The 21,725-nt window shown below is 72.1% G+C and carries 20 protein-coding genes; 10 read left to right on the plus strand and 10 right to left on the minus strand.

Features of this window, described 5'->3' with window-relative positions:
• Positions 1 to 162: 162 nt before the first annotated feature.
• Together AC07AB_RS31415 and AC07AB_RS31420 are read right to left on the minus strand one after the other, a co-directional pair.
• On the minus strand, positions 163 to 864 hold the full coding sequence (locus AC07AB_RS31415; protein WP_478574012.1) for a response regulator: 702 nt from the start codon (positions 862 to 864) through the stop codon (positions 163 to 165).
• A 61-nt stretch (positions 865 to 925) separates the two neighbouring features.
• Positions 926 to 2,926, minus strand: coding sequence for a sensor histidine kinase (locus tag AC07AB_RS31420; protein WP_478574015.1), 2,001 nt, complete (start codon positions 2,924 to 2,926; stop codon positions 926 to 928).
• A 148-nt stretch (positions 2,927 to 3,074) separates the two neighbouring features.
• Between AC07AB_RS31420 and AC07AB_RS31425 the strand changes: the two genes are divergently transcribed.
• Positions 3,075 to 4,466, plus strand: a complete 1,392-nt coding sequence (locus AC07AB_RS31425; protein WP_478574018.1) for a cation:dicarboxylate symporter family transporter — start codon at positions 3,075 to 3,077, stop codon at positions 4,464 to 4,466.
• Between the two features lie 133 nt (positions 4,467 to 4,599).
• Here AC07AB_RS31425 and AC07AB_RS31430 read toward each other — a convergent pair whose 3' ends face one another.
• The gene (locus AC07AB_RS31430) at positions 4,600 to 5,418 is read right to left on the minus strand and encodes a TetR/AcrR family transcriptional regulator (RefSeq protein ID WP_478574021.1); all 819 of its coding nucleotides are present in this window, start codon (positions 5,416 to 5,418) and stop codon (positions 4,600 to 4,602) included.
• Between the two features lie 261 nt (positions 5,419 to 5,679).
• On the opposite strand from AC07AB_RS31430, the gene AC07AB_RS31435 reads away from it, so the two are divergent.
• Positions 5,680 to 7,314: an MFS transporter gene (locus AC07AB_RS31435; RefSeq protein WP_478574024.1), complete on the plus strand. Its 1,635-nt coding sequence runs from the start codon at positions 5,680 to 5,682 to the stop codon at positions 7,312 to 7,314.
• Positions 7,315 to 7,901: 587 nt separating this feature from the next.
• Here AC07AB_RS31435 and AC07AB_RS31440 read toward each other — a convergent pair.
• Positions 7,902 to 8,342 carry an SRPBCC family protein gene (locus tag AC07AB_RS31440; protein ID WP_478574027.1) on the minus strand — a complete coding sequence of 147 codons (441 nt, stop codon included), beginning with the start codon at positions 8,340 to 8,342 and terminating at the stop codon, positions 7,902 to 7,904.
• Between the two features lie 297 nt (positions 8,343 to 8,639).
• Here AC07AB_RS31440 and AC07AB_RS31445 point away from each other — a divergent pair, with 297 nt between their 5' ends.
• From AC07AB_RS31445 to AC07AB_RS31455, 3 genes are all read left to right on the plus strand, one after another.
• Positions 8,640 to 9,506: a helix-turn-helix domain-containing protein gene (locus AC07AB_RS31445; protein ID WP_478574030.1), complete on the plus strand. Its 867-nt coding sequence runs from the start codon at positions 8,640 to 8,642 to the stop codon at positions 9,504 to 9,506.
• Positions 9,503 to 10,402 carry an aldo/keto reductase gene (locus AC07AB_RS31450; protein ID WP_478574033.1) on the plus strand — a complete coding sequence of 300 codons (900 nt, stop codon included), beginning with the start codon at positions 9,503 to 9,505 and terminating at the stop codon, positions 10,400 to 10,402. Before AC07AB_RS31445 ends, AC07AB_RS31450 begins: the two co-directional genes overlap by 4 nt.
• Before the next feature lie 131 nt (positions 10,403 to 10,533).
• The gene (locus AC07AB_RS31455; protein ID WP_478574035.1) at positions 10,534 to 11,316 is read left to right on the plus strand and encodes an alpha/beta fold hydrolase; all 783 of its coding nucleotides are present in this window, start codon (positions 10,534 to 10,536) and stop codon (positions 11,314 to 11,316) included.
• A 188-nt stretch (positions 11,317 to 11,504) separates the two neighbouring features.
• Here the strand turns inward: AC07AB_RS31455 and AC07AB_RS31460 are convergent, their stop codons facing one another.
• Positions 11,505 to 12,695, minus strand: coding sequence for a cytochrome P450 (locus AC07AB_RS31460; protein ID WP_478574038.1), 1,191 nt, complete (start codon positions 12,693 to 12,695; stop codon positions 11,505 to 11,507).
• Between the two features lie 184 nt (positions 12,696 to 12,879).
• On the opposite strand from AC07AB_RS31460, the gene AC07AB_RS31465 reads away from it, so the two are divergent.
• From AC07AB_RS31465 to AC07AB_RS31475, 3 genes are all read left to right on the plus strand, one after another.
• Positions 12,880 to 13,554: a helix-turn-helix domain-containing protein gene (locus tag AC07AB_RS31465; protein WP_478574040.1), complete on the plus strand. Its 675-nt coding sequence runs from the start codon at positions 12,880 to 12,882 to the stop codon at positions 13,552 to 13,554.
• A 166-nt stretch (positions 13,555 to 13,720) separates the two neighbouring features.
• Positions 13,721 to 14,611, plus strand: a complete 891-nt coding sequence (locus tag AC07AB_RS31470; protein WP_478574043.1) for an RNA polymerase sigma-70 factor — start codon at positions 13,721 to 13,723, stop codon at positions 14,609 to 14,611.
• Positions 14,612 to 14,665: 54 nt separating this feature from the next.
• Positions 14,666 to 15,769 (plus strand): NAD(P)/FAD-dependent oxidoreductase, encoded by a 1,104-nt coding sequence (locus AC07AB_RS31475; RefSeq protein ID WP_478574045.1) that lies wholly within the window; start codon positions 14,666 to 14,668, stop codon positions 15,767 to 15,769.
• A 215-nt stretch (positions 15,770 to 15,984) separates the two neighbouring features.
• On the opposite strand, the gene AC07AB_RS31480 is transcribed toward AC07AB_RS31475, so the two are convergent.
• From AC07AB_RS31480 to AC07AB_RS31490, 3 genes are all read right to left on the minus strand, one after another.
• Positions 15,985 to 16,575, minus strand: coding sequence for a GNAT family N-acetyltransferase (locus AC07AB_RS31480; protein WP_478574048.1), 591 nt, complete (start codon positions 16,573 to 16,575; stop codon positions 15,985 to 15,987).
• Positions 16,576 to 16,817: 242 nt separating this feature from the next.
• On the minus strand, positions 16,818 to 17,510 hold the full coding sequence (locus AC07AB_RS31485; protein ID WP_478574050.1) for a TMEM175 family protein: 693 nt from the start codon (positions 17,508 to 17,510) through the stop codon (positions 16,818 to 16,820).
• Positions 17,511 to 17,739: 229 nt separating this feature from the next.
• Entirely contained in the window at positions 17,740 to 18,246 is a 507-nt protein-coding gene (locus AC07AB_RS31490; protein ID WP_478574053.1) for a hypothetical protein, read from the minus strand.
• 183 nt (positions 18,247 to 18,429) lie between these two features.
• Between AC07AB_RS31490 and AC07AB_RS31495 the strand changes: the two genes are divergently transcribed.
• Both AC07AB_RS31495 and AC07AB_RS31500 read left to right on the plus strand, forming a co-directional pair.
• Complete coding sequence (locus AC07AB_RS31495) at positions 18,430 to 19,662, plus strand: sensor histidine kinase (protein ID WP_478574056.1); 1,233 nt, start codon at positions 18,430 to 18,432, stop codon at positions 19,660 to 19,662.
• Complete coding sequence (locus AC07AB_RS31500) at positions 19,659 to 20,354, plus strand: response regulator (protein WP_478574058.1); 696 nt, start codon at positions 19,659 to 19,661, stop codon at positions 20,352 to 20,354. The genes AC07AB_RS31495 and AC07AB_RS31500 overlap by 4 nt, the downstream gene beginning before the upstream one ends.
• A gap of 280 nt (positions 20,355 to 20,634) precedes the next feature.
• Here AC07AB_RS31500 and AC07AB_RS31505 read toward each other — a convergent pair whose 3' ends face one another.
• Positions 20,635 to 21,042 (minus strand): SgcJ/EcaC family oxidoreductase, encoded by a 408-nt coding sequence (locus AC07AB_RS31505; protein ID WP_478574061.1) that lies wholly within the window; start codon positions 21,040 to 21,042, stop codon positions 20,635 to 20,637.
• Positions 21,043 to 21,169: 127 nt separating this feature from the next.
• Entirely contained in the window at positions 21,170 to 21,595 is a 426-nt protein-coding gene (locus tag AC07AB_RS31510) for a MarR family winged helix-turn-helix transcriptional regulator (RefSeq protein WP_478574064.1), read from the minus strand.
• Positions 21,596 to 21,725: the final 130 nt, after the last annotated feature.

The following is a 21,725-nucleotide window of genomic DNA, read 5'->3' on the forward strand; positions in this document are numbered from 1 at the left end:
CAATCCCCGCCACCCCGCCCATACCCCACGCCCCCCCTTCCCCCCCTCCTCACCCCCCCCCCCCCCCCCCCCCCCCCCTCCCGGCCCCCCCCCCCCCCCCCCCCCCCCCCCCACCACTCGCTTCGGCGTCTCGGCGTATCGGAGTCTCGGCGCGTCGCCGCCTCAGCGCTGCGTCAGCCAGCGGTAGCGGAGTTCGGGGCGGCCGACGTGGCCGTACTGCGGTGTCCGGGCGGCGCGGCCCGTATGGACCAGGTGTTCCAGGTAGCGGCGCGCCGTGATCCGCGAGATGCCGACGGTGGTCGCGGCCGTGCCCGCCGAGAGCCCGTCGGCGGCTGCCGCGCGCAGCGCCTCGGTGATGGTCTGGAGCGTGTCCAGGCTCAGCCCCTTGGGCAGGGAGGCGGGTTGCGGCGCGCGGAGCGCCGACAGGGCCCGGTCCACCTCGTCCTGGCCGCTGGCCTCTCCGGCCGCGGCGCGGAAGTCCGCGTACCGCACGAGCCGGTCGCGGAGGGTGGCGAAGGTGAACGGCTTCAGTACGTACTGCACCACGCCGAGGGACACGCCCTCGCGCACGACCGCCAGGTCGCGGGCCGACGTCACCGCGATCACGTCGGTGGTGTGCCCGGCGGCCCGCAGTGACCGTACGAGCTGGAGCCCGTGCCCGTCGGGGAGGAAGAGGTCCAGCAACAGCAGGTCGACCGCCGTCCGCTTGAGGAACTGCGACGCGTCGGCCCGCGAATGCACCACCCCGGCCACGGCGAACCCCGGCACGCGCCGCACGTACAGGGCGTGTGCGTCGGCCGCGAGCGGTTCGTCCTCGACGACGAGAACCCGGATCGGGTCGGCGTTGGCCGGCGGCGTGCTCATAGGGGTGCTCCAACCGGAGAGGGGCGCCCGCGGGGAGCGGGCGCGAAGGGGTGGCCCGGCGTCATACCGGAACCTCGCCGCGCAGCGGCAGCAGGACCGTGAACTGCGCGCCGCCCGCGGCCGATTCCGCCACGGTCACGGCACCGCCGTTGCGACGGGCGGCCTGCTGCACCAGGGCGAGACCGAGCCCCCGGCCGGGGGCCTTGGTGCTCCAGCCCCGCCGGAAGACCTCGTCGACGGCCGCCGGATCGATACCGGGACCGGTGTCCGCCACCCGCAACAGCAGCTCCCCGCCGTCGGCGCGTACGGTCACGGTCACGTACCGCCCCTCCGGGGTCGCGGCCGCCGGGCTGTCCGGCCGCGCCGACCCGCCCGCCGGATCGTCCGGCCGCTTCGGGGCTGTGGCCGGTGCGTCCTGCTGCCCTACGGCAGCCGCCGGATCGTCGGGCCGCTCCGGGGCTGTGGCTGGTGCGTCCTGCTGTTCTGCGGCGTCCGCCGCTGCGCCCTGCCGCTCCAGGTCCGCCGCTGACGGGCCCCACCGCTCTGCGGCTGCCGCCGCTGGTGCGTCCCGCGCCTCCGGGCCGGCCGCCGGTGCGTACCGCCGCTCCGGGTCCGCCGCGCCCGCGCGGTCGCGGCCTCGCGGCGCGTCCGCGTCGGCACCGGCCGGTGCCGCGCCCCGGTCCGGCCGAAGGCCGGGCGGGGGCGGCGGCGCCGTCAAGGACGCCAGCTGCGGCGCGGCCGCACTGGCGTCCACGGCGTTGTCGATGAGGTTCCCCAAGATCGTGACCAAGTCGCGGGCCGGCAGCGCGGCCGGCAGGACGCCGTCGTCGATGTGGCTCTCGGGGGTGAGGGTGAGCTCGACGCCGTGCTCGTTGGCCTGGGCCGCCTTGCCCAGCAGGAGGGCGGCCAGGACGGGTTCGGCGACGGCCGCCACGACCTGGTCGGTGAGGGCCTGGGCCAGTTCCAGCTCCGCCGTGGCGAAGTCCACGGCCTCGTCCGCGCGGCCGAGTTCGATCAGCGACACCACGGCGTGCAGCCGGTTGGCCGCCTCGTGGGCCTGCGAGCGCAGCGCCTCGGCGAAGCCGCGTACGGAGTCCAGCTCGCCCGACAGCGCCTGGAGTTCGGTGTGGTCCCGCAGCGTGACGACCGTGCCGCTCCGCTCCCCGCCGCTGACCGGCGACGTGTTGACGACCACGATCCGGTCCGCCGTCAGATGCACCTCGTCCACGCACGGCCCCGCCGCCAGCAGTGTCTCGGTGAGCTGCGCCGGCAGGCCGAGGGCGGTGACGCGCAGCCCCACGGCGTCGGGGGTGAGCCCCAGCAGGTCGCGCGCCCCGTCGTTGATCAGCGCGATCCGGCGCTCCCCGTCCAGCATCACCAGCCCCTCGCGCACCGCGTGCAGCGCGGCCTGGTGGTAGTCGTGCATCCGGCTCAGCTCGGCGGCGTTCATGCCGTGGGTATGCCGGCGCAGCCGCGCGTTGACGATGTACGTACCGACGCCGCCGAGCGCCAGCGCCCCCAGCGCCACCCCCAGCAGCGCGATGACCTGCCGCCGCACCTGGGCGCTGATCTCGTCGACCGTGATGCCCACGCTGACCAGCCCCGTGACGCGGTCCCCGGCGCGGATCGGCGCCACCGCCCGTACGGACGGCCCGAGCGTCCCGGTGTACGTCTCGGAGAACGCCCGGCCGCGCAGCGCGGGCCCGGTGTGGCCGAGGAACTCCTGGCCGATGCGGGCCGCGTCCGGGTGCGTCCAGCGCGTGCCGTGCGGGTCCATGATCGTCACGAAGGTGACCCCGGCGTCGCGCCGCACCCGTTCCGCGTACGGCTGGAGCGCCGCGCTGGGGTCGGGGGCGTCGACGGCGGCCCGTACGGACGGCGCCCCGGCGACCGCGGCGGCCGTCGCGGTCACCTGACGGCGCGCCGCGTCCTCGGCCTGCCCGCGCCCGGTGGCGTACGCGAAGAACGCGCACCCGGCCACCACAGCGGCGACCAGCACGATCTGCATCGCGAAGAGCTGGCCGGCCAGGCTGCGGGGGCGGGGTATGCGGGGTGCGCGCATGGCCGACAGTCTGCCTCCCGCCCCGGCCGTGAACGTAATGCACGTAAGGGTGACCGCGGTCACAGACGGGTGCATAGTCTGCGGGGCCCCACTCGTCGGAAGAGCGCGGGCCGCAGGAGCCGCACGCCGTACCCCGAGGAGCACCACCGTGTCAGCGCAGACACCGTCACCGGACGGGCCCGAGCAGGCCCGTCCGAAGAAGGACCGGACCCACTTCCTCTACATCGCGGTCATCGTGGCCGTGCTGTTCGGCATCCTCGTGGGGTTCACCGCCCCCGGTGTGGCCGTGGAGCTGAAGCCGCTCGGCACCGGGTTCGTGAACCTGATCAAGATGATGATCTCGCCGATCATCTTCTGCACGATCGTGATCGGCGTCGGATCGGTCCGCAAGGCGGCGAAGGTCGGCGCGGTCGGCGGCCTGGCGCTGGGCTACTTCATGCTCATGTCGACGGTCGCGCTCGCCATCGGCCTCATCGTCGGCAACATCCTGGAGCCCGGCAGCGGGATGCACCTGACGGAGTCGGTGCGGCACGCGGGCGAGGCGCAGGCCAAGGGCGGCGACTCCACCGTCGACTTCCTCCTCGGCATCATCCCCACCACCATGGTCTCCGCCTTCACGGGCGGCGAGGTGCTCCAGACGCTGCTGGTCGCGCTCCTCGTGGGCTTCGGCCTCCAGGCGCTCGGCGCGGGCGGCGAACCGATCCTGCGCGGCATCGGCCACATCCAGCGGCTGGTCTTCCGCGTGCTGGCCATGATCATGTGGGCGGCCCCGATCGGCGCGTTCGGCGCGATGGCGGCGGTGGTCGGCGAGACGGGCGTGGACGCGCTCAAGTCGCTCGCCGTCATCATGGTCGGCTTCTACGTCACCTGCCTGCTCTTCGTGATCATCGTGCTCGGCACGATCCTGCGGCTGGTCGCCGGGGTCAGCATCTTCGCGCTGTTGAAGTATCTGGCGCGGGAGTTCCTGCTGATCCTCTCCACCTCGTCCTCGGAGTCGGCGCTGCCGCGGCTGATCGCGAAGATGGAGCACCTGGGCGTCAGCAAGCCGGTCGTCGGCATCACGGTCCCCACCGGCTACTCCTTCAACCTCGATGGCACCGCCATCTATCTGACGATGTCCTCGATCTTCGTGGCGGAGGCGATGGGCGAGCCGCTCGCCATCGGCCAGCAGGTCTCGCTGCTCCTCTTCATGATCATCGCGTCGAAGGGCGCGGCGGGCGTCACCGGCGCCGGCCTCGCCACCCTCGCGGGCGGCCTCCAGTCCCACCGCCCCGAACTGGTCGACGGCGTGGGCCTGATCGTCGGCATCGACCGCTTCATGAGCGAGGCGCGGGCCCTCACCAACTTCGCGGGGAACGCGGTCGCGACCGTACTCGTCGGCACCTGGACCAAGGAGATCGACAAGGCGCGGGTGGACGAAGTGCTCGCCGGACGGCTGCCGTTCGACGAGACGACGCTGGTGGACGACGGGCACAGCGGGGCGAGGCAGGCGCCGGAGGGCGAATCTGGGGGTGCCGAGAAGGAGCCCGCCGCTGTGTGACGTTGGGCGCGGCCGGTGAATATCCGGCCTTGGCCCGTGTGTGAAGTGCCGGCCGCTGGATACCCGGCCGGTGCGGGACGGCAGGAATTCCGCCTCGCACCCCCTGATCGCGAAGCTCCGCTGACGCCCCCGTTCAGCGGGGCTTCGCTGCGTCCGGGCCGTCCGTGCCCGCTGCTGTACGCGCCTCCGCATCCGTACGCGCCTCCGTGCTCGTACCCGCGCCCGAACCCGGGCCTATGTCCGCCCCCGAGCCCGCCGCCGGCCCCATCCGCGCTGCCGCCGCCGTCGCCTCCCGTACGGCCTCGGTCACGGCCTCGGCGGCGCGGGCCGGGGCGACGCCCGCGGTGGCCAGCACCGTCGTGGCGGCGGCGACGCCCGCCGTCTCGGCGGGCAGCGCGCCTTCGTTGACCGCCTGCATCAGCCCGAAGAGCGTGTGCTCGTAGACGTGCGCGAGGGCGCGCGAGGTGAGCGGGGAGCCGAACGCGCCGTCGTCCAGGCCGCGCTGGATGAGGCCGGCGGCCTTGAGGCGTACGGGCTCCAGGCGGGCCCGGATGCCGGCGTCGGTGACGCTGCGCTGGGCGAGGGCGACGAGGAGCCGGTAGCGGTCGGCGGACTCCCAGACGGCGAGGGTGGCGCGGGCGAGCGCCTGATCGGCCGGGGGAGCGGGGGCCGGGCCGGCGGTCGTGTCCTCGGTGCCCTGGGTGCCCTGGGTGTCCTTGATATCCGCCATGCCGGCCGCGAAGGCGCGCGAGACGTCCTCGACGGCGGCGTCCGTCAACGCGGTGATCAGCGCCTCGCGGTTGGGGAAGTGGCCGTACACGGTGCGGCGCACGACCCCGGCGGCGCGGGCGATGTGGTCCATGGACGCGTCCGGGTTGCGCACCAGTTCGGCGAGCGCGATGTCCATGATGTGGCGGCGGTTGACGGAGGCCCGGCTGCTGAGTGTGGTCATGGTGGATGCGGCTCCTCGGTCGGCGTCCTCGTCCCCGTGCGGCGCGGGGCACGCGTGTGGCCGCCATTCTCCGGGGGCGTGCCGCTGGTTGCCCCGAGCGTGCCGACCACTCCATTTTGCACACGGCTGTGCATCCGAGTAAATTGCGCACTGCTGTGTAATTGCACAACGCTGTGCAAGATCAATCAACTGAGGTCGGGTCCGGGGCCGGGTTTCCAGGCTCGGGCCAAGGCCCAGACCGAGATCGTGAGAGGTGTCCGGATGCGCGTCGTCATGTCGACGCCGGTCGAGAAGATGGACCGGCCGTACGGAAAGCGCTGGGCGGCGCTGGGGGTGCTCTGCCTCAGCCTGCTGATCATCGTCATGGCGAACACCACCCTGACCGTGGCCGCCCCCGACATGACCATCGATCTGAACCTGAGCAGCGCCGACCTGCAATGGGTCATCGACGGTTACACCGTCCCGTACGCCGCGCTGATGCTGCTGCTCGGCGCGATCGGCGACAAGTACAGCCGCCGCGGCGCGCTCGTACTCGGCCTCGTCGTCTTCGGCGTCGCCTCCGTCGCCGGGGCGCTCGCCGACAGTTCCGACACGGTCATCGCCTCGCGCGCGCTGATGGGCATAGGGGCGGCCTTCGTCATGCCGGCCACGCTCTCGCTGCTCGCCGCGACCTTCCCGCGCGCCGAGCGGGCCAAGGCCATCACCATCTGGACGGCCACCGCGGGCCTCGGCATCGCCGCCGGCCCCCTGGTCGCGGGCGCGCTGCTGGAGAAGTACAGCTGGAACTCCAGCTTCCTCATCAATGTGCCGATCGCCGTACTCGGCATCGTCGGCGCGCTGTTCCTCGTGCCGCCGTCCAAGGCGGGCCACAGCGACCGGCTCGACTACGTCGGCGGGCTGCTCTCCGTCATCTGGGTCGGCTCGCTCATCTACATGATCATCGAGGGCCCGCACTTCGGCTGGGGCGCCGCCGCGATCACCGCCGCCGTCGTCGCCGGTGTCGGCCTCGTCTGCTTCATCCTCTGGGAGCTGCGCCACCCGCGCCCCGTCCTGGACGTACGGCGCTTCGCGCGCCGCGCCTTCGCCGGGTCCACGCTCGCCGTCGCGCTCTTCTTCCTGGCCGTCTTCGGCGCGTTCTACTACCTCACCCAGCACCTCCAGTTCGTCCTCGGCTACTCGCCGCTGGACACCGGTGTGCGGATGCTGCCGCTGGCCGGAGCGGTGTTCGTCGGCGGTGTGCTGACGGCCCTGCTCACGCCGAAGTTCGGCATGAAGGTCACGGTCGCGCTGGGCATGGCGGTCGGCACCGTCGCCATCGCCCTGCTCACGCGGGTCGACGCGCACTCGACGTACGGGGACTTCGTGATCCCCCTCATCGTCCTCGGCCTCGCCATCGGCCTGTCCCTGTCGCCGTGCACCAACGCCATCATGGGCTCCTTCCCGGAGGACCAGCTCGGCATCGGCGGCGCGGTCAACAGCACCTCGATCGAGCTGGGCGGCTCGCTCGGCATCGCCGTGCTCGGCACGGTGCTGGCCAACACCTACTCCGACAACCTCGCCGACGCGGCGGCCAAGTCGGCCACGGCCGGGGCGCAGATCCCGGAGAAGGTGCTCTCCGTCGCACAGGACTCGGTCGGCGCGGGTCTGGCCGTCTCCCAGCAGCTCGGCGCCAAGCTCGGCCCGCAGCAGGGCGCGTCCTTCGCCGACGCCGTGCGCTCCGCGTTCTCCGACTCGGTCGCCCACACCAGCGTCGTCGGCGCGGTCGTGCTGGGCGTCGGCACGGTGATCGTCGCCTTCCTCCTGCCGGGCCGCAAGAAGGCCGCGGCGGACGCGGCGGCCGCGACCTCGACGGGCGAGGGCGCGACGGGCGAGGACCGCGAGTCCGAGCGCGTCTGACGCCACCGCCTCCGGCTCTACGGGCCCCCGCACCGACTTCCACGTCGGGGCGGGGGCCCGTGGGCGTATGTACGGACGGTCGCGTACGGGCGTGCGGTACATACGTACCGGTGGGGGCTCGGCGGCCGCAGGCCGATCGGCTGACGCGTGCCGGGCCCGTCGGCGTACGTACCGGCCGCGTGGTCACCGGCCTCGGGCCCGGCGCGACGACTTCACCGGCGCGACGACACCGTCAGCCGAACACGGTCTGCGCGGTCTGCACGGCCTGCACGGTCGGAGGGGCCTGACCGCGCGGCCACGCGTGGGTGCGGTCGTTGTCGTGACGCTGATGCCGGATCAGGTGCACAGGTGCAGGGGGACCGGCGGCATGGCGAGGGGCAGGGGCAGCGTCCGCAGACCCACCGTCGCCGTCTCTCTGGCGCGCTGGCCTCCGGGGCCTCCGGGGCCTCCGGGTGGGTACGGAACCGTTCACGAGCCCGGTCGGGGCTTCGGCGGCGAGTTCCCGTTCACCGCGATCCTCGGCCGGCGGCCCACAGGTGACGGGTGGTTCGGCCTATAGCGCCGCGCGAGAAAGGCCAGGCAGGCGATCACGGTGTGGAGCAGTGATCGGCCAGGCCGCGCAGTCCGGCTGCGAAGACGCCGGTGCGGAAGACTTCCGTCAGCTCGTCGGTGTCGGCTCGGTCGCAGTCGAAATTCACCGACCAGCCGACGAACGTCTCATCGGTGGCGGTAAGCGGCAGGACCCGCATGGTGGCTCGGTAGGACCGCACCGGGTACGGAGAGCTGACGATGCCGTAGGTCAGGGACCGCGTGTGGTCGTCCAGTGCCAGGAGGGACTCCACCACGGTCCCCCCGTCGGCCATGGACAGCGTGCGGACGCAACCGACGCGGTCGGGTGCGTCCGCGTCCGCCAGGACGCAGCCCGCGACGGCCGGTTGCCAGGCGGCCAGGCCGCCGAAGTCGCGGACCACGCGCCACACCGTGGCGATCCGGGCCGGGATGACAGCGCTGGCGAAGGCGTCGGGCATGAAAGGACTCCGATTCTGAGGGGGATCTGAGGGGGAGGGGGCCGGCGGACGGCCGCCGTGACGGCTTCCCCGGCCTGCACGGCTTTCCCGGCCTGCCCGGGAGGGGGACGCCAGGGGCACCGGTGCGCGGTCGGCGGCACGGTGGCCGGTCATGGCGTCATGGCGCCGACGTTACGAGCGCGGCCGCAGGCGCGGGAGGGTGCGCTGCGGCTACCCGGGGCGTGGGCCCGGCCGCCCCGCCCGGGTGGGTGCAGCGCACCCACGCCCCGGCGCCCGTCCGCGATTAGCGTGGCGGTCATGGAAAGCGAGAACGCACTCGGTGACTACCTGCGCGCCCGCCGCACGGCGGTCGTGCCGGCGGATGTCGGCCTGCCCGACGACGGGCCCCGGCGGGTGCCGGGGCTGCGGCGTGATGAGGTGGCGCTGCTGGCCGGGGTGAGCACGGACTACTACATCCGGCTGGAGCAGGGCCGTGAGCGGCGTCCGTCCGATCAGGTGCTGCGGGCGATCGCCGGGGCGCTGCGGCTGGACGACGCGGCGGCCGCCCATCTCTTCCGGTTGGGCCTGCCCGTCTTCGGGACGGCGGCCGCCACGACGACCGTCGCTCCGGAGCTGCTGCGGCTGATGGACGGCATGCGTGACGTGCCGGCCTTCGTGGTCGGGACGGCGCAGGACGTACTGGCGGCCAACGCGATGGCGCGCGAGCTGTACAGCGGATTCGTCCGGTACGACAACCTGCTGCGGATGATCTTCCTCGATCCCTTCGCGCGGAAGTTCTACGCCGACTGGGACCGCGCGGCGCGGATCGCGGTGGGCAACCTGCGGGCGTCCTCCTCGCAGTTCCCGCAGGACGAGCGGATCGAGCGGGTCGTCGGCGAGCTGAGCGTGCGCAGCCCCGCCTTCGCGGGCCTGTGGGCGCGCTATGAGGTCCGGCCCCGTACCCACGAGGACAAGCACTTCCGGCATCCACGGGTGGGGGAGGTGCGTCTGCACTTCGAGGCGCTCGCCGTCACCAGCGCCCCCGGACAGCACCTGTCCGTCTACAGCGCGGAGCCCGGCAGTGCCGGAGCCGACGCCCTGGTCCTGCTCGGCCGGCTGTCCGAGCGGGAAGTGGCCCTGACGGACCAGACCAATACTGCACAAAAAGGAGAATTCCTATCATGACCACGTCGCTGTCCGACGCCGTCGGCACCTTCGAGATCGCCGGCAAGAAGGTCGCCCGTCTCGGTTTCGGCGCGATGCGCCTGACCGGACTCGGGGTGTGGGGTGAGCCCGACGACCGCGCGGAGTGCGTCCGGGTGGTGCGCCGCGCCGTCGAACTCGGCGTGCAGCTGATCGACACCGCGGACTCCTACGGCCCGTATGTGAGCGAGGAGATCATCCGGGAGGCGATCCATCCGTACCGCGACGAGGTGCTGATCGCGACCAAGGCCGGGCTGACCCGCAACGGGCCCGACGTCATCAGGACCGACGAGGGGCTGGTGGGCGTCGGTCCGGCGGCGTGGCCGCCGGTCGGGCGTCCGGAGTACCTGCGCCAGCAGGCCCTGACGAGCCTGCGCCGGCTCGGCGTGGATCACATCGACCTGTTCCAGTTGCACCGCGTCGATCCGAAGGTCCCGCTGGAGGAGCAGGTCGGCGAGTTGAAGATGCTCCAGGACGAGGGCAAGGTCGTCTCGATCGGGCTCTCCCAAGTCACCGTCGGCCAGATCGAGCAGGCCCGCGAGATCGTGGAGATCGCCACCGTCCAGAACCGCTACAACCTCACCGACCGCAGCTCCGCCGACGTTCTGGAGTACTGCGCCGACCACGGCATCGGCTTCATTCCCTGGGCGCCGGTGGCCGCGGGTGAGCTGGCCCGCCCGGGTGGCCCCGTCGACCGGATCGCGACCGCCCATCACGCCGCTCCGTCGCAGGTGGCGCTGGCCTGGCTGCTGGCCCGCTCCGGGGTCGTCCTGCCCATCCCCGGTACGTCAAAGGTCGCGCACCTGGAGGAGAACCTGGCGGCGGCGACCCTGCGGCTGAGCGACGAGGAAACGGACGAACTGACCGCCGCGGTGTGAGAGTCCGTCCCGGGACGGCGCGCCCCGCTCCTTCGCGCGCGAGCCCGCTGCCTTCCCGTCTCCGCCCCCACCTGCCGCCTCCCACCCGCTGTCGCCACCTGCTGTCGCCACCGAAGAAATGACGTTCTGCCATGCTGCTTCCTTCCGATGAGGCGGGCCGAGGGCGCCCCGTCGTCCTGCTGCACGCCCGCCCCACCGACCGCACCATGTGGGAAGCCCATCTCCCCCTGCTCGCCGACGCGGGCGTGCGGGCCATCGCCCTGGACCTGCCCGGCCACGGCGACGCACTCGTACCGGACGGCCGCGAGACGGCCCCCTGGACGGACGTACTCGACACCCTCGACCACCTCGGGGCCGACCGCTTCGTCCTGGCCGGGAACTCCCTCGGCGCCCTGGTGGCGCTCCAGGCCGCCGTCACGGCGCCCGAGCGGGTCGAGGGCCTGGTGCTCGTCGGGTACCGGCCCCACGACCAGCCGCCCTCCGCACGTCTGCGGGCCGCCTGGGACGCCGAGAGGACGGCGCTCGCCGCCGGCGATGTGGACGCGGCCGTGACAGCCGGCGTCGAGGCGTGGACCTCGGCCGGCGCGACCGGCGACGTACGCGCGCACGCGGCCCGTATGCTCCGCGGCCAACTGACCGAACAACTCGCCCACGGCGAGCCGTCGTCGGCGGCGGACCCGCTCGGCGAGGGAACGGCGGCGCTGCGCACGCTGGTCCTTCCCGCCCTGGTCGGCGTCGGTGAACACGACATGCCCGACTTCTTCGAGGGCGGCGAGGGACTGGCCCGCGATCTCGACGCGGGCGAGACGGTGGTCATCCCCGCCGCAGGGCACCTCGCGCCGCTGGAACAGCCCGCCGCGTTCTGCGCCCTGCTGATGGATTTCGTCCGCAGTCTCCCGGAGCGGCGGCGCTGAACCCCGTACCGCGAGTCCGCCGCCCCGCTGCTGGAGGAGCGGGGCGCCCGCGAGGTCGGTACGGCATCGCGTAGAGCGTGGCATCCGGATCGCGGAAGGGGCGTGGAAGGGGCGCGGAAGGCGCGCGGGCCCCGGCCGGGGCCGCGGTCTCGGAGAGGCGCGAGCCCGCCGCCGTCACCGCCTCCCGGTCATACGTCCCAGGTGACCGGGAGGCTCTTCACCCCGTAGACGTCAGCCGTCTCCGGCCGCAGGCCGACCTCCTCGGCCGGTACGGCCAGGCGCAGCGTGGGGAAGCGGCCGATCAGCGCGGTGAACGCGACGCCCATCTCGACGCGGGCCAACTGCTGCCCCAGGCACTGGTGGATGCCGTGGCCGAAGGCCAGGTGCCCGCTGTACCGCCTGCCGAGGTCGAGCGCGTGGGGGTCGGCGAAGCGCTCGGGGTCGCGGTTGGCCGTGTTGTACGAGAGGACGACGGTCGTGCCGGCCTCGATGGTCCGGCCGCCCAGCTCGACGTCCACCAGCGCCGTCCTCATGAACGACTTGGCGACGCTCAGATACCGCAGCAACTCCTCCACAGCCTGGCCGGTGAGCGCGGGATCGGCGCGCAGCGCGGCGAGTTGTGCCGGGTTCCGCAGCAGCGCGAAGGTGCCCAGCGCCAGCATGTTCGCGGTGGTGTCGAGCCCGGCCGCCAGCAGAATCAGGCTGACGCCCCGCAACTCCTCATCGGTCAGATCGCTGCCGGTGAGTTCGCTGAGCACGTCGTCGGTGGGGTTCGCGCGCTTGGCGGCCACCAGCTCCGCGAGGTAGTCCTGGGTCCCGGTGTAGGCCGCTATCAGCTCCTCGTCGCTGCTCTCCCCGTCCATGAACGACTCGACCTGCCGCTGGAAGGAGGCCCGTTCCTCGTACGGCACCCCCAGCAACTCGCAGATCACGATGGCGGGGATGGGCTTGGCGAACGCGGTCACCAGGTCCGCGGGCGGCCCGGCCTTCTCCATGGCGTCCAGGCAGTCGGCGGTGATCTGCTCGATGCGCTCGGTGAGCAGCCGCATGCGCCGCACGGTGAACTTGCCCACCAGCGGCTTCCGGTAGCGCCCGTGCAGTGGTTCGTCCGTGAGGAGGAACTCGCCCGGTGACGCCGGCGGAAGCTCGTAGTCGACCACGTTCATGAGTTCCTTGCGGGAACTGAACCGCGAGTCGGCCAGGACCGACCTGACCAGGTCGTATCCGGTGATCAGCCAGCCGGGTACGCCACCGGGGTGGGTATAGCGGCTGATGGGACCTTGCCGGCGGGCGTCGATCAGCTCTGCCGGCGGGTCGAAGGGGCAGCCGGCCCGACGTGCCGTCGGGAGCGTCATGACGGTGTGGACGGATTCACCCATGGCCATTTCCTCATCTCGCGATAGTACGCGTTTGGGATAACTCGAAAGCTACGTTGCATTCAGAATTTGGTCAATCGCCGGAAATGCATAAGCCCAGGTGTGTGGCGGTTATTTGATGCAATGACGCTGAGCTCGAACGCAATGGTGCGTTGCAATGGGGGGCGGCGAAAGCAATACTGACGGCATGCCAGGAGGACGGTTGACCCAGCAGGACCGCCAGCGCATCGCGACCCAACTCGCGGGCGGGCTCTCCTATGCCGAGATCGCCAGGAGGCTCGACCGGCCGACGTCGACGATCAGCCGCGAGGTCGCACGTAACGGCGGTGCCCGCGGCTACCGGCCCCAGCAGGCGCACCGGGCGACGGCCCAGCGGGCGCGGCGCGGCACACCGCCACCCCAGCGCGCGACCGGTGCGCCGAGCGGCGCGGTGGAAGAGGAGATCACCGAACTGGCGGTCAGATCGGGGCTGCCGAGGATCACCGCGCGCGTCCATGTCGACCTGCTGCTGTCCGAGGACGGCAGGCGCACCGCGGCCGAACTGGCCCGCAGGCTGAACGTCAGCCCGGCCTCCGTCTCCGTGGCCGTGAAGTTCCTGGTCGAGCAGGGGTACGTCCGGCGCGAGCGCGATCCGCGGCGGCGCCGTGACATCTACGTGGTCGACGACGAGGCCGCGTACAACTCGGTCGTGATCAGCGCGCGGCAGACGCTTGAGGTGGCACGGGCCGCGATGGCCGCGGCAAAGACGCTCGGGCCCGATACGCCCGTGGGGCAACGGCTGACCAGGGAAGGGACGTTCCTGGAGCGCGTCATCCTGGACATGATGGAGTCGGCCGACCGCTGGCGTGCGCTCCTGGAGTGACGGGCCTCGGCGATCCGGGTGTCCACGGGCGCCGATCCCGTGGGCGCCCACCACGACCGGGAGCCCCGCCCGTTCGCGAGACCTTCCGTACGCGCTGCGGCAGCCCGGAACCGGCAACGCGCTGTGAGCCGGCCGGCCCCGCCGCCCAGCCTGGCATGCTGCGCACATGACCACGGAAGCTGTCGCTGAGTTCGAATCACACCGGCCTCGGCTGTTCGCGCTCGCCTACCGGATGCTCGGTTCGGCGAGCGAGGCCGAGGACATCGTGCAGGACACGTATCTGCGGTGGAGCGCGGCCGACCCCTCCGCCATCCGTACCCCGGCCGCCTGGCTGACCAAGGTCATGACGAACCTCTGCATCAACCAGCTCACCTCCGCCCGTGCCCGGCGGGAGCTGTACGCCGGGCCCTGGCTCCCCGAACCGGTCTTCACACACACCACGGCCGACCGGCTCGGACCGCTGGAGAGCGCCGAACAGCGCGAGTCCGTGTCGTTCGCGCTGCTCACCCTGATGGAGCGGCTCACCCCGGCCGAACGCGCGGTCTTCGTGCTGCGCGAGGCGTTCGGGCACAGTCACCGGGAAATCGCCGAAGCCGTCGGTATCGAGGAGGCCCACTCGCGTCAGCTGCACCGCCGGGCCCGCGCCCAACTCGGCCACCCGCGACGGCACTTCGACGTGGACGACGGACAGCGCAGGAAGATCGTCGAGCGCTTCTTCGCCGCCACCGTCGAAGGCGATGTGGCCGGTCTTGAGCGACTGCTCGCCGACGACGTGGCCGCCTGGGCCGACGGCGGCGGCGAGGTGACCGCGGCACGCCGGCCGATCATCGGGCGCGAGAAGGTGCTCCGCTATCTGCTGGGCCTCGGCGCCCGGCCCGAGGCGGCGGGGGTCAGAGCCGAGATCGCCGAGGTGAACGGCGAGCCGGCGACCGTCGTCTTCGCGGGCCAGGAGCTGCTTGCCATCGTCGTACCGGAGATCCGCGAGGGCCGGGTCAGCGCGGTCCGTACGGTCATCAACCCCGGCAAACTCGCATTCGCCGCCCGCCAGCTCGCATGATCCACTTCACACCGTGAGCCGTCACGGATCAGCCCGCCCGCCGGTTCAGGAGGCATGACACATCACATCGTGGTTCTGGGAGCCGGGTACGCCGGACTGTCCGCGGCGAAGGGCGCGGCCCGCAAGCTGCGCCGCGGCGACGTACGCGTCACGCTGGTCAACGCCGTCGGCCATTTCGTGGAGCGGGTACGGCTGCACCAGCTCGCCGCCGGTCAGCAGCTCAAGGACCTGCCCCTGAGCGGTCTCCTCGCCGGTACGGGCATCGAGCTGGTCGTCGCCCGCGTGACCTCCGTCGACGCCGCCGCCCGTACGGTCCAGCTCGACTCCGCTCCGTACGCCGTTGCGTACGACACCCTCGTCTACGCTCTGGGCAGCGCGGCCGACACCGCCGCCGTCCCCGGGGTCGCCGCCCACGCGTCGGCCGTGGCCACCTACCAGGACGCGGTGCGCCTGCGCGAACGTACGGCGGACGCCCAGGGTTCGCTGGCCGTGGCCGGGGGAGGGCTGACCGGCATCGAGGCGGCCACCGAGCTGGCCGAGGCCCACCCGGGGCTCAAGGTGCGGCTCGTCACCGAGGGCGAACTCGGCGCCGGGCTCTCGGAGCGCGGCCGCCGCCACCTCCGCAGCGCCCTGGACCGGCACGGCGTCGAACTCCGAGAACACGCCCGCGTCCGCGAAGTCACCGCACACGGCCTGGTCCTCGCCGACGGCGGTGAGATCCCGGCCGGCACCGTCCTGTGGACGGCCGGATTCCGCGTTCCCGACCTGGCCCGCGAGGCCGGGTTCGCGGTCGATGACCGCGGCCTGCTCACGGTCGATCCGACGCTGCGCTCGACCTCCCACCCGGAGGTCTTCGCGGCGGGCGACGCCGTAGCGGCGTACGGGCCCGACGGCGCCGCGTCCCGCATGTCCTGCCAGACCGGGCTGCCGATGGGCGCGTACGTCGCGGGCAGCGTCGCCGCCTCGCTCACCGGCCGCACCCCCAAGCCGCTGCGCCTCCGCTACGTCTGGCAGAACATCAGCCTCGGCCGCCACGACGGCCTCACCCAGTTCACCCGCGCCGACGACAGCCCGGTCGCCGCCGTCCTCACCGGCCGCGCCTCGGCCCGCTTCAAGGAGGCCGTCACGAGGGGCACGGTGCTGGCCCTGCGCCGCTGACTCGGGCCGCCGCCGCCCGCACCCTGAACGTCCGCCCATTCGCACCAACTCATGAACACGATCGCCGCAGGTGAGCCGCCGATGAGCCGCCGGTGTCGGTTCTCGGAGTCCATTGCAGGAGTGGCCGAAGCCCTCTGATGACGGCGCCGCGCGCGTGATCGGCTGCCTGGAGGTAGCGGGGACATCCATGTCCAAGCACTGGACCGGCCGGCGGATCAGTCGAGGAAGAGGCTCATATACAGCGCCGTCTCCCCCTCGGACTCGGTGCCGCTGTAGAGGGAAGTGTCCAGGCCGCAGAAGGTGAACCCCATCCGCTGGTAGGCGCGGATGGCCGGAGCGTTGATGTTCGTCACTTCCAGCCACACGTGCCCGGCACCGCGTTCCTGGGCCCAGCCGATGGCGTAACTCATCAGTGTCCGCCCGATTCCCCGGCCTTGGTACGGCCCGGCCACCTCGATATCGGCGATGATCAGCCGCCGGTTCCAGGGCTCATACTCCGTGTCGACATAGCCGCACGCGAGTTCGCCATCCAGCGCGACGAACCGCCGCTTGCCCTCCGATGCCTCATCGGCCTCGGGCTCGTCGTCGGCCTCGGGCTCGTCGTCGGGGAAGACCTTGTGAACCGGCGGGTCCAGCCGGGCGGGCCGAATGGTGAACCCGCCTTCGGAGCCGACCACTTCGAAGACGGTATCCGAGCTGAACTCGCCCTTGATGACAGTGGACTTGTCCCTCTCGCTCTCCGCCACGCGATAGGTGATGGCCTCCGACGCCTCACGTTCGGCTGCTCTACGGTCAGATGAGATCACTCCCGCACCGTACCGGCCTGATGCACCACGGCGGCCGGGCCCAACCCGCCGGCCGGATCAGCGGCAACGGCCATGCGTCGGCGATCAGACCCGCTCCGTCGAACCAGACGGAGACCGCCGAAGCGGGCAACGCGGCGGTGGATCCGACGGGGCACGTCCTGCTGCGAGGCGGCACCCGGCTCCAGCCGGATCGGCACCGGCACCGGAACCGGTCCGAACGCGATTGCCCCCTTGACCGCGGGTCAGCGGGCGCGCCGGCCCCGAAGGAACGCCCGCCTGGGCAGGACGAGCAGCAGCAGGCTGTAGTACTGCAGCACGGGTACGGCGAGGGCGATGACAAGAGCCAGGACCACAAGGAGGACGTTGAGATAGCTCTCGGTGTAGAACTCCTGGAGCTTGCCCGGTTCCTGATCGTCCTCGTCGAGCAGCCCCGGGGTGGTTTTCAGGATCCTCAGCATCGCCAGCCGGCACACCATGCTCGCCAGGAGAACCACGTAGTAGAACGCCGCCACGAACCGGTTACGGCCGAAGGCGCCGATCATCTCCGTCGGCAGGGGGAGCACGACGACGGACAGCAGCCATCCCATGTTCCACACCATCAAAGAGCGGGTGACCCTCGTGACCGACGAGAAGGTCCGGTGGTGCTCCCGCCAGATGTTCGCGATGACCGCGAAGCTGAGCAGGAAGCTCCAGATCTGGTCGAGGTGACCGGTGAACACCTCGCTGGCCCGCTGGTGGGCGGACACGGCCTCCGGGACGAGATCGATCAGCGGCAGGATCAGCAAAGTGATCGAGATCGCGGTCACCGCGTCGGTGAACAACACCAGCCGTTCGCCCGCGGCACCCCCTTCGCTCTTGCCCGGTGCGGGAACCGGCGGCTGGGCCGGGTCGTATCCTCCCGCGCCGGTTTGGTCGACGGCGTCGCTGGCACTCATGCGTGTTGCACCTTTCTTCTGTCCGGTCCATCGGTCTTCTGTCCGGTCCATCGGGCCGGGGTCTGCCGGCTGCGGCGGCTACCGTGCGGATGCCTGCCCGGATGCAGTCGTGCCGGCCGCAGTGCGGTACTGGCGGCGGGCGTCGGCCGTTGCCGACGCGGGGTCGAACGAAGGCCCACGGGCGGCGCACGTCGTGCCGCGCCCTCCGCGACCCGGGGCAGGCCGGGGCTCAGGGCTGCCCGGAGGCGCGCACCTTCAGCGCTCCCGAGCGGGTGAGCAGCGCGGCGAGCGCCATGAACACCAGCCCGTTGGCGACGATCGAGGCGATGTCCTGAGGCGGGGCGCCGTGCCGGAAGAAGAAGCGGCCCAGCTCGGACTTGTACCAGTAGGTGGCGCCGATGGAGAACACCGAGCGGGCGACGATCAGGCCGATCCACAGCGCCGCGTAGCTGTGGCCGGCCCGGGAGACGACCTGGCCGTCCGGCTCCCGGAAGACCTGGACCTGGCTGACGGCGACCAGTCCGAACAGCACGCCGGCCGCGAGGCCGCAGATTTCGACGGCCAGGCCGATCCCGCTGTCGAAGAAGGTGTGGACGAACACGGGGACGATGATCACCGCGATGATCAGCGGGCGGAGCAGGCGTCCGCGGCTCACCGCCTTGGTGCCGAGGTCGGCGTGCAGGGTCGTGAGCAGCACGACGAGGTTGATGAGGAGAGCGCTCTGCAAGGTGGACATGGTTTCCGCCGGTAGGTGAAGGGGTTCTTGTCCACACAGCGTCGGACCTGTGCCACGGCCCGGGCGTCGGCCGAGGAGCCGAGGAGGGTGGAGCGCGGATACCTCCACCCTTCTCCACCCTCCTCCACCTGCCGGCGGGCCCCGGCCCGGCCGCGGGGCAGAGGTGCGTGCCAAGCTGCGACCATGGCCGTTACCACCGAAGGCAAGCCGTCGTCGGCGCATCCCGTGCCACCGCGACCGGCCCTGCCGCGTGCTGACCTCTGGCAGCATGCGCTGCCCCGGGTGCTCGGGTTGGTTCTGGTGCTGGTCGGCCTGCCGTTCTCGGACGGGCTTGTCTGGTCCGCCACCACCTGGGTGCTGGTGGTGCTGATGTGCGGCGCCTGGGCGCTGTGGTGCGCGGCCGGCTTCCGTGCGGGATCTCCGGTGCCCGAGGCGTTGGCAGTGCCGATCCTGGGCGTCGTAATGATCAGCGGGAACCTCCTGATCACCCTCGAACCCAAGGCCGTGCTGGCCACGGCAATCGTCGGCATGGCGGCGGTGTCGTCCGGAGCGATCCTGTCCACGCTGGTCAGCGCGGCCGTGCTGGCGGCCGGCGTCCTGGCGCTGGCGATCGGCGGGATCGTGGCCGGCTTCCCCGGGCAGGCATGGGCGCGCGTCGCCGCCTGGATCGCCGCGCTGCTTGCTTGTCAGCTCGCCGGCGCGACCCGGCGCAGCATCGGGACTCAGCACGCGCAGGCGGAGGAGCTGCTGCTGCAGACCCGGCGTGTGCACGAGGAGGAGCAGCGGGCCGCGGCGCTGGCCGAGCGGACCCGGGTCGCCCGGGAGATCCACGACGTCCTGGCGCAGTCGCTGGGCGCCCTGGCGGTGCAGTTGGACGTGACCGACTCGCTGCTCACCGCGGATCCGCCGCGCACCGAAGAGGCGGTGGAGCGGGTCCACAACGCCCGCCGGATCGCCGTCGACGGACTGACCGAGACCCGCCGCGCGATCGCGGCCCTGCGTGCGGACACCCCGCCCCTGCCGGAGGCCCTCACCGCGCTGGTCCACGACCACCGCACCGCCTCCGGCGCGCCCGCGACCTTCACACCGGTCGGCACCCCGCGCGCGCTCGAACCGGACGTCGGGCTAGCGTTGCTGAGAGTCGCCCAGGAGTCCCTGGCGAACGCCGCCAAGCACGCCCGCGGACAGGAGCTGACCGCCACTTTGGACTACGGAGAGGACCAGGTGAGGCTGACCGTGCTGTCCGGGCCCGCCGGCTCCGGTGGCGGCGAGGCCGGCCCACGGCCCCGAGTGGCGGGGATGGACGGCGGCTACGGTCTGGCCGGCATGCGTGAGCGGCTGCTGCTGGTCGGCGGCGACCTGACGGTCGGCCCCACCCCGGAGGGGTGGCGCGTGCGGGCGGAGGTGCCCGCATGAGTACTCGGGTCGTGGTCGTCGACGACCAGCAGGTGGTCCGCGAAGGTCTGATGACCCTGCTGGACATGATGCCCGGCATCGACGTCGTCGCCGGGAGCGCGAACGGCGAGGAGGCCGTCGCCCAGGTCGCCGAAACGCACCCGGACGCGGTGCTGATGGACCTGAGCATGCCGGGGATGGGCGGCGTGGAGGCCACCCGCCGGATCGTGACGGCGCACCCGGACGTGGCCGTCGTGGTGCTGACGACCATGGCGGACGATCAGCTGATTCTCGACGCCCTGCAGGCCGGCGCCCGCGCCTACCTGACCAAGGACGCCGGCAAGACCGAGATCGTCCGCGCGATCGAGGCCGCGCTCGCCCGGCACACCACCTTGGACCCGATCGTCCAGGAACGGCTGCTGGCCGCCGCCATGCGCGGCGCCGACCCTACGTCCGAGCGGCGGCGGGCCGAATCGTCGCAGGACCTGCTGACCCCGCGCGAGTCCGACGTACTGCGGCTGCTCGCCCAAGGGTTGTCGAACGGCGCGATCGGCCGGCGCCTGCTGGTGGGGGAGGCCACCGTCAAGACCCACATCAACCACCTGTTCGCCAAGCTCCAGGTCCGCACCCGCGCGGAGGCCGTCGTCTGGGCCCATGCCCACGGTTTCGGACCCGGTGCGGACGGCGTGCGCTCTGGCGGGCCCGCCGGGTGAGCGGCGCGCCGAGCACGTAGCCGAGCACGGCCGCCCGGCACCACGACATTGGTGCGTCGCGGAGACCCGCCGCCTGATCGGACTCCTCCTCCGCCCCCGACACCTCACTCCGGCCCCCCCGCCCGCACTGGTCACGGTGGAGACGTCCCAGCCGGACCCGCGCCCGCCACAGTCACCGGATGCCGAGGCCACACCCCGCAACTGTGATCGCAGGACACTGGCCGGCACCGCTCGGTCGCGTGCTCATGCGAAGGTCCGGTAGGCCGTCGGCGGGACACCGTCAGGAGCGGTAGGCGCGCTTGGACCGGCGGCTCATCTTCGTGTTCTGGAAGGCCACGCACTCCCAGCGTCCCTCGTGGCGGTGCAGCGTGAAGGTCTGGAACTTGTCGAAGCCGATCCGGCTGCCCTTGCCGATGCCGCCGACGGTGGTCACCACCGCCGTTGACTCGTCCAGCATCCGCACGTCGATCGGCTTGACCGCCATGCGTGTGCCCTTCTGCCAGCGGGTGAACACCTCATGATGCGTCTGCTCGATGGAGGCGCGCCCGAGCATGGCGTCCCCCATGAAGATCACATACGAGGCGTTCTCCGCGAACTGCGCCGCGTAGCCGCTCGCGTCCCCCGCGTCCCAGGCATCCCGGATCCGCTTGAGGAATCCCTCGACCGTGTCCTGGTTCGTGACCGTCATCGTCGTCTCCTGTGGTCGGTTGCCTCGCGGCGGCGCCTCAATCAATTCTCACTGAAACTATTTCAACTGAAACGATTTGCGCAAGCCCCGCCCGTCACCAAATCGAGCAACCGGACCGGAGGGCCGATCACCACGCCCGGACGGGCCGCCCTTCGGGCTCCACGGCGACGTTGGCGTAGACGATGCCGAGCAACCGGCGCAGCTCGGACCGGTCCTCGGCCGTCAGCCCCGCGGTCAGCCGCTCTTCCGAGGCGCCCGCGAGCCGGAGCAGCTTCTCCAGTTCCATCCGGCCCACCTCCCGCAGGCGGACCAGTTTCACCCGGGCGTCGGCCGGCGACTCGCGCCGCTCCACCAGGCCCCTCTCGATCAGCAGCGCGAGCAGCGCCACCAGCCGGCTGGCCGGGATGCCCAGCGAGGAGGCGAGCTGCTGCTGCGTGTGCTCCTCGCCGTCACGCAGCCCGCGCAGCACGGCGAAGTGCCGCGGAAGCAGATCCTCCGAGGCCAGGGCGGACTCGAACGCGAGGGCCGCCGCGCTGCCCGTCGAAGCGATCACGAAGCCGAGTGGCTCGTTTGCCCCGGCGCTTCGCGTGGCAGGTCCTTTCCTCATCCGGGAAACGTAGCAGCTGACCGTTCCCACCGAAACGGTTCCCCCCGGCCCCACCCCGGCCGGCCACGTGCGGCGT

Source organism: Streptomyces sp. NPDC044033 (assembly GCF_056434425.1).

Bases quoted from the DNA above. Each gene is read 5' to 3' on its own strand.
- AC07AB_RS31420 (WP_478574015.1), bottom strand. From the start codon at position 2,926: ATGCGCGCACCCCGCATACCCCGCCCCCGCAGCCTGGCCGGCCAGCTC.
- AC07AB_RS31440 (WP_478574027.1), bottom strand. From the start codon at position 8,342: ATGCCCGACGCCTTCGCCAGCGCTGTCATCCCGGCCCGGATCGCCACG.
- AC07AB_RS31465 (WP_478574040.1), top strand. From the start codon at position 12,880: ATGCCAGGAGGACGGTTGACCCAGCAGGACCGCCAGCGCATCGCGACC.
- AC07AB_RS31455 (WP_478574035.1), top strand. From the start codon at position 10,534: ATGCTGCTTCCTTCCGATGAGGCGGGCCGAGGGCGCCCCGTCGTCCTG.
- AC07AB_RS31500 (WP_478574058.1), top strand. From the start codon at position 19,659: ATGAGTACTCGGGTCGTGGTCGTCGACGACCAGCAGGTGGTCCGCGAA.
- AC07AB_RS31505 (WP_478574061.1), bottom strand. From the start codon at position 21,042: ATGACGGTCACGAACCAGGACACGGTCGAGGGATTCCTCAAGCGGATC.
- AC07AB_RS31485 (WP_478574050.1), bottom strand. From the start codon at position 17,510: ATGAGTGCCAGCGACGCCGTCGACCAAACCGGCGCGGGAGGATACGAC.
- AC07AB_RS31450 (WP_478574033.1), top strand. From the start codon at position 9,503: ATGACCACGTCGCTGTCCGACGCCGTCGGCACCTTCGAGATCGCCGGC.
- AC07AB_RS31490 (WP_478574053.1), bottom strand. From the start codon at position 18,246: ATGTCCACCTTGCAGAGCGCTCTCCTCATCAACCTCGTCGTGCTGCTC.
- AC07AB_RS31495 (WP_478574056.1), top strand. From the start codon at position 18,430: ATGGCCGTTACCACCGAAGGCAAGCCGTCGTCGGCGCATCCCGTGCCA.
- AC07AB_RS31460 (WP_478574038.1), bottom strand. From the start codon at position 12,695: ATGGGTGAATCCGTCCACACCGTCATGACGCTCCCGACGGCACGTCGG.
- AC07AB_RS31415 (WP_478574012.1), bottom strand. From the start codon at position 864: ATGAGCACGCCGCCGGCCAACGCCGACCCGATCCGGGTTCTCGTCGTC.
- AC07AB_RS31475 (WP_478574045.1), top strand. From the start codon at position 14,666: ATGACACATCACATCGTGGTTCTGGGAGCCGGGTACGCCGGACTGTCC.
- AC07AB_RS31445 (WP_478574030.1), top strand. From the start codon at position 8,640: ATGGAAAGCGAGAACGCACTCGGTGACTACCTGCGCGCCCGCCGCACG.
- AC07AB_RS31470 (WP_478574043.1), top strand. From the start codon at position 13,721: ATGACCACGGAAGCTGTCGCTGAGTTCGAATCACACCGGCCTCGGCTG.
- AC07AB_RS31430 (WP_478574021.1), bottom strand. From the start codon at position 5,418: ATGACCACACTCAGCAGCCGGGCCTCCGTCAACCGCCGCCACATCATG.
- AC07AB_RS31435 (WP_478574024.1), top strand. From the start codon at position 5,680: ATGCGCGTCGTCATGTCGACGCCGGTCGAGAAGATGGACCGGCCGTAC.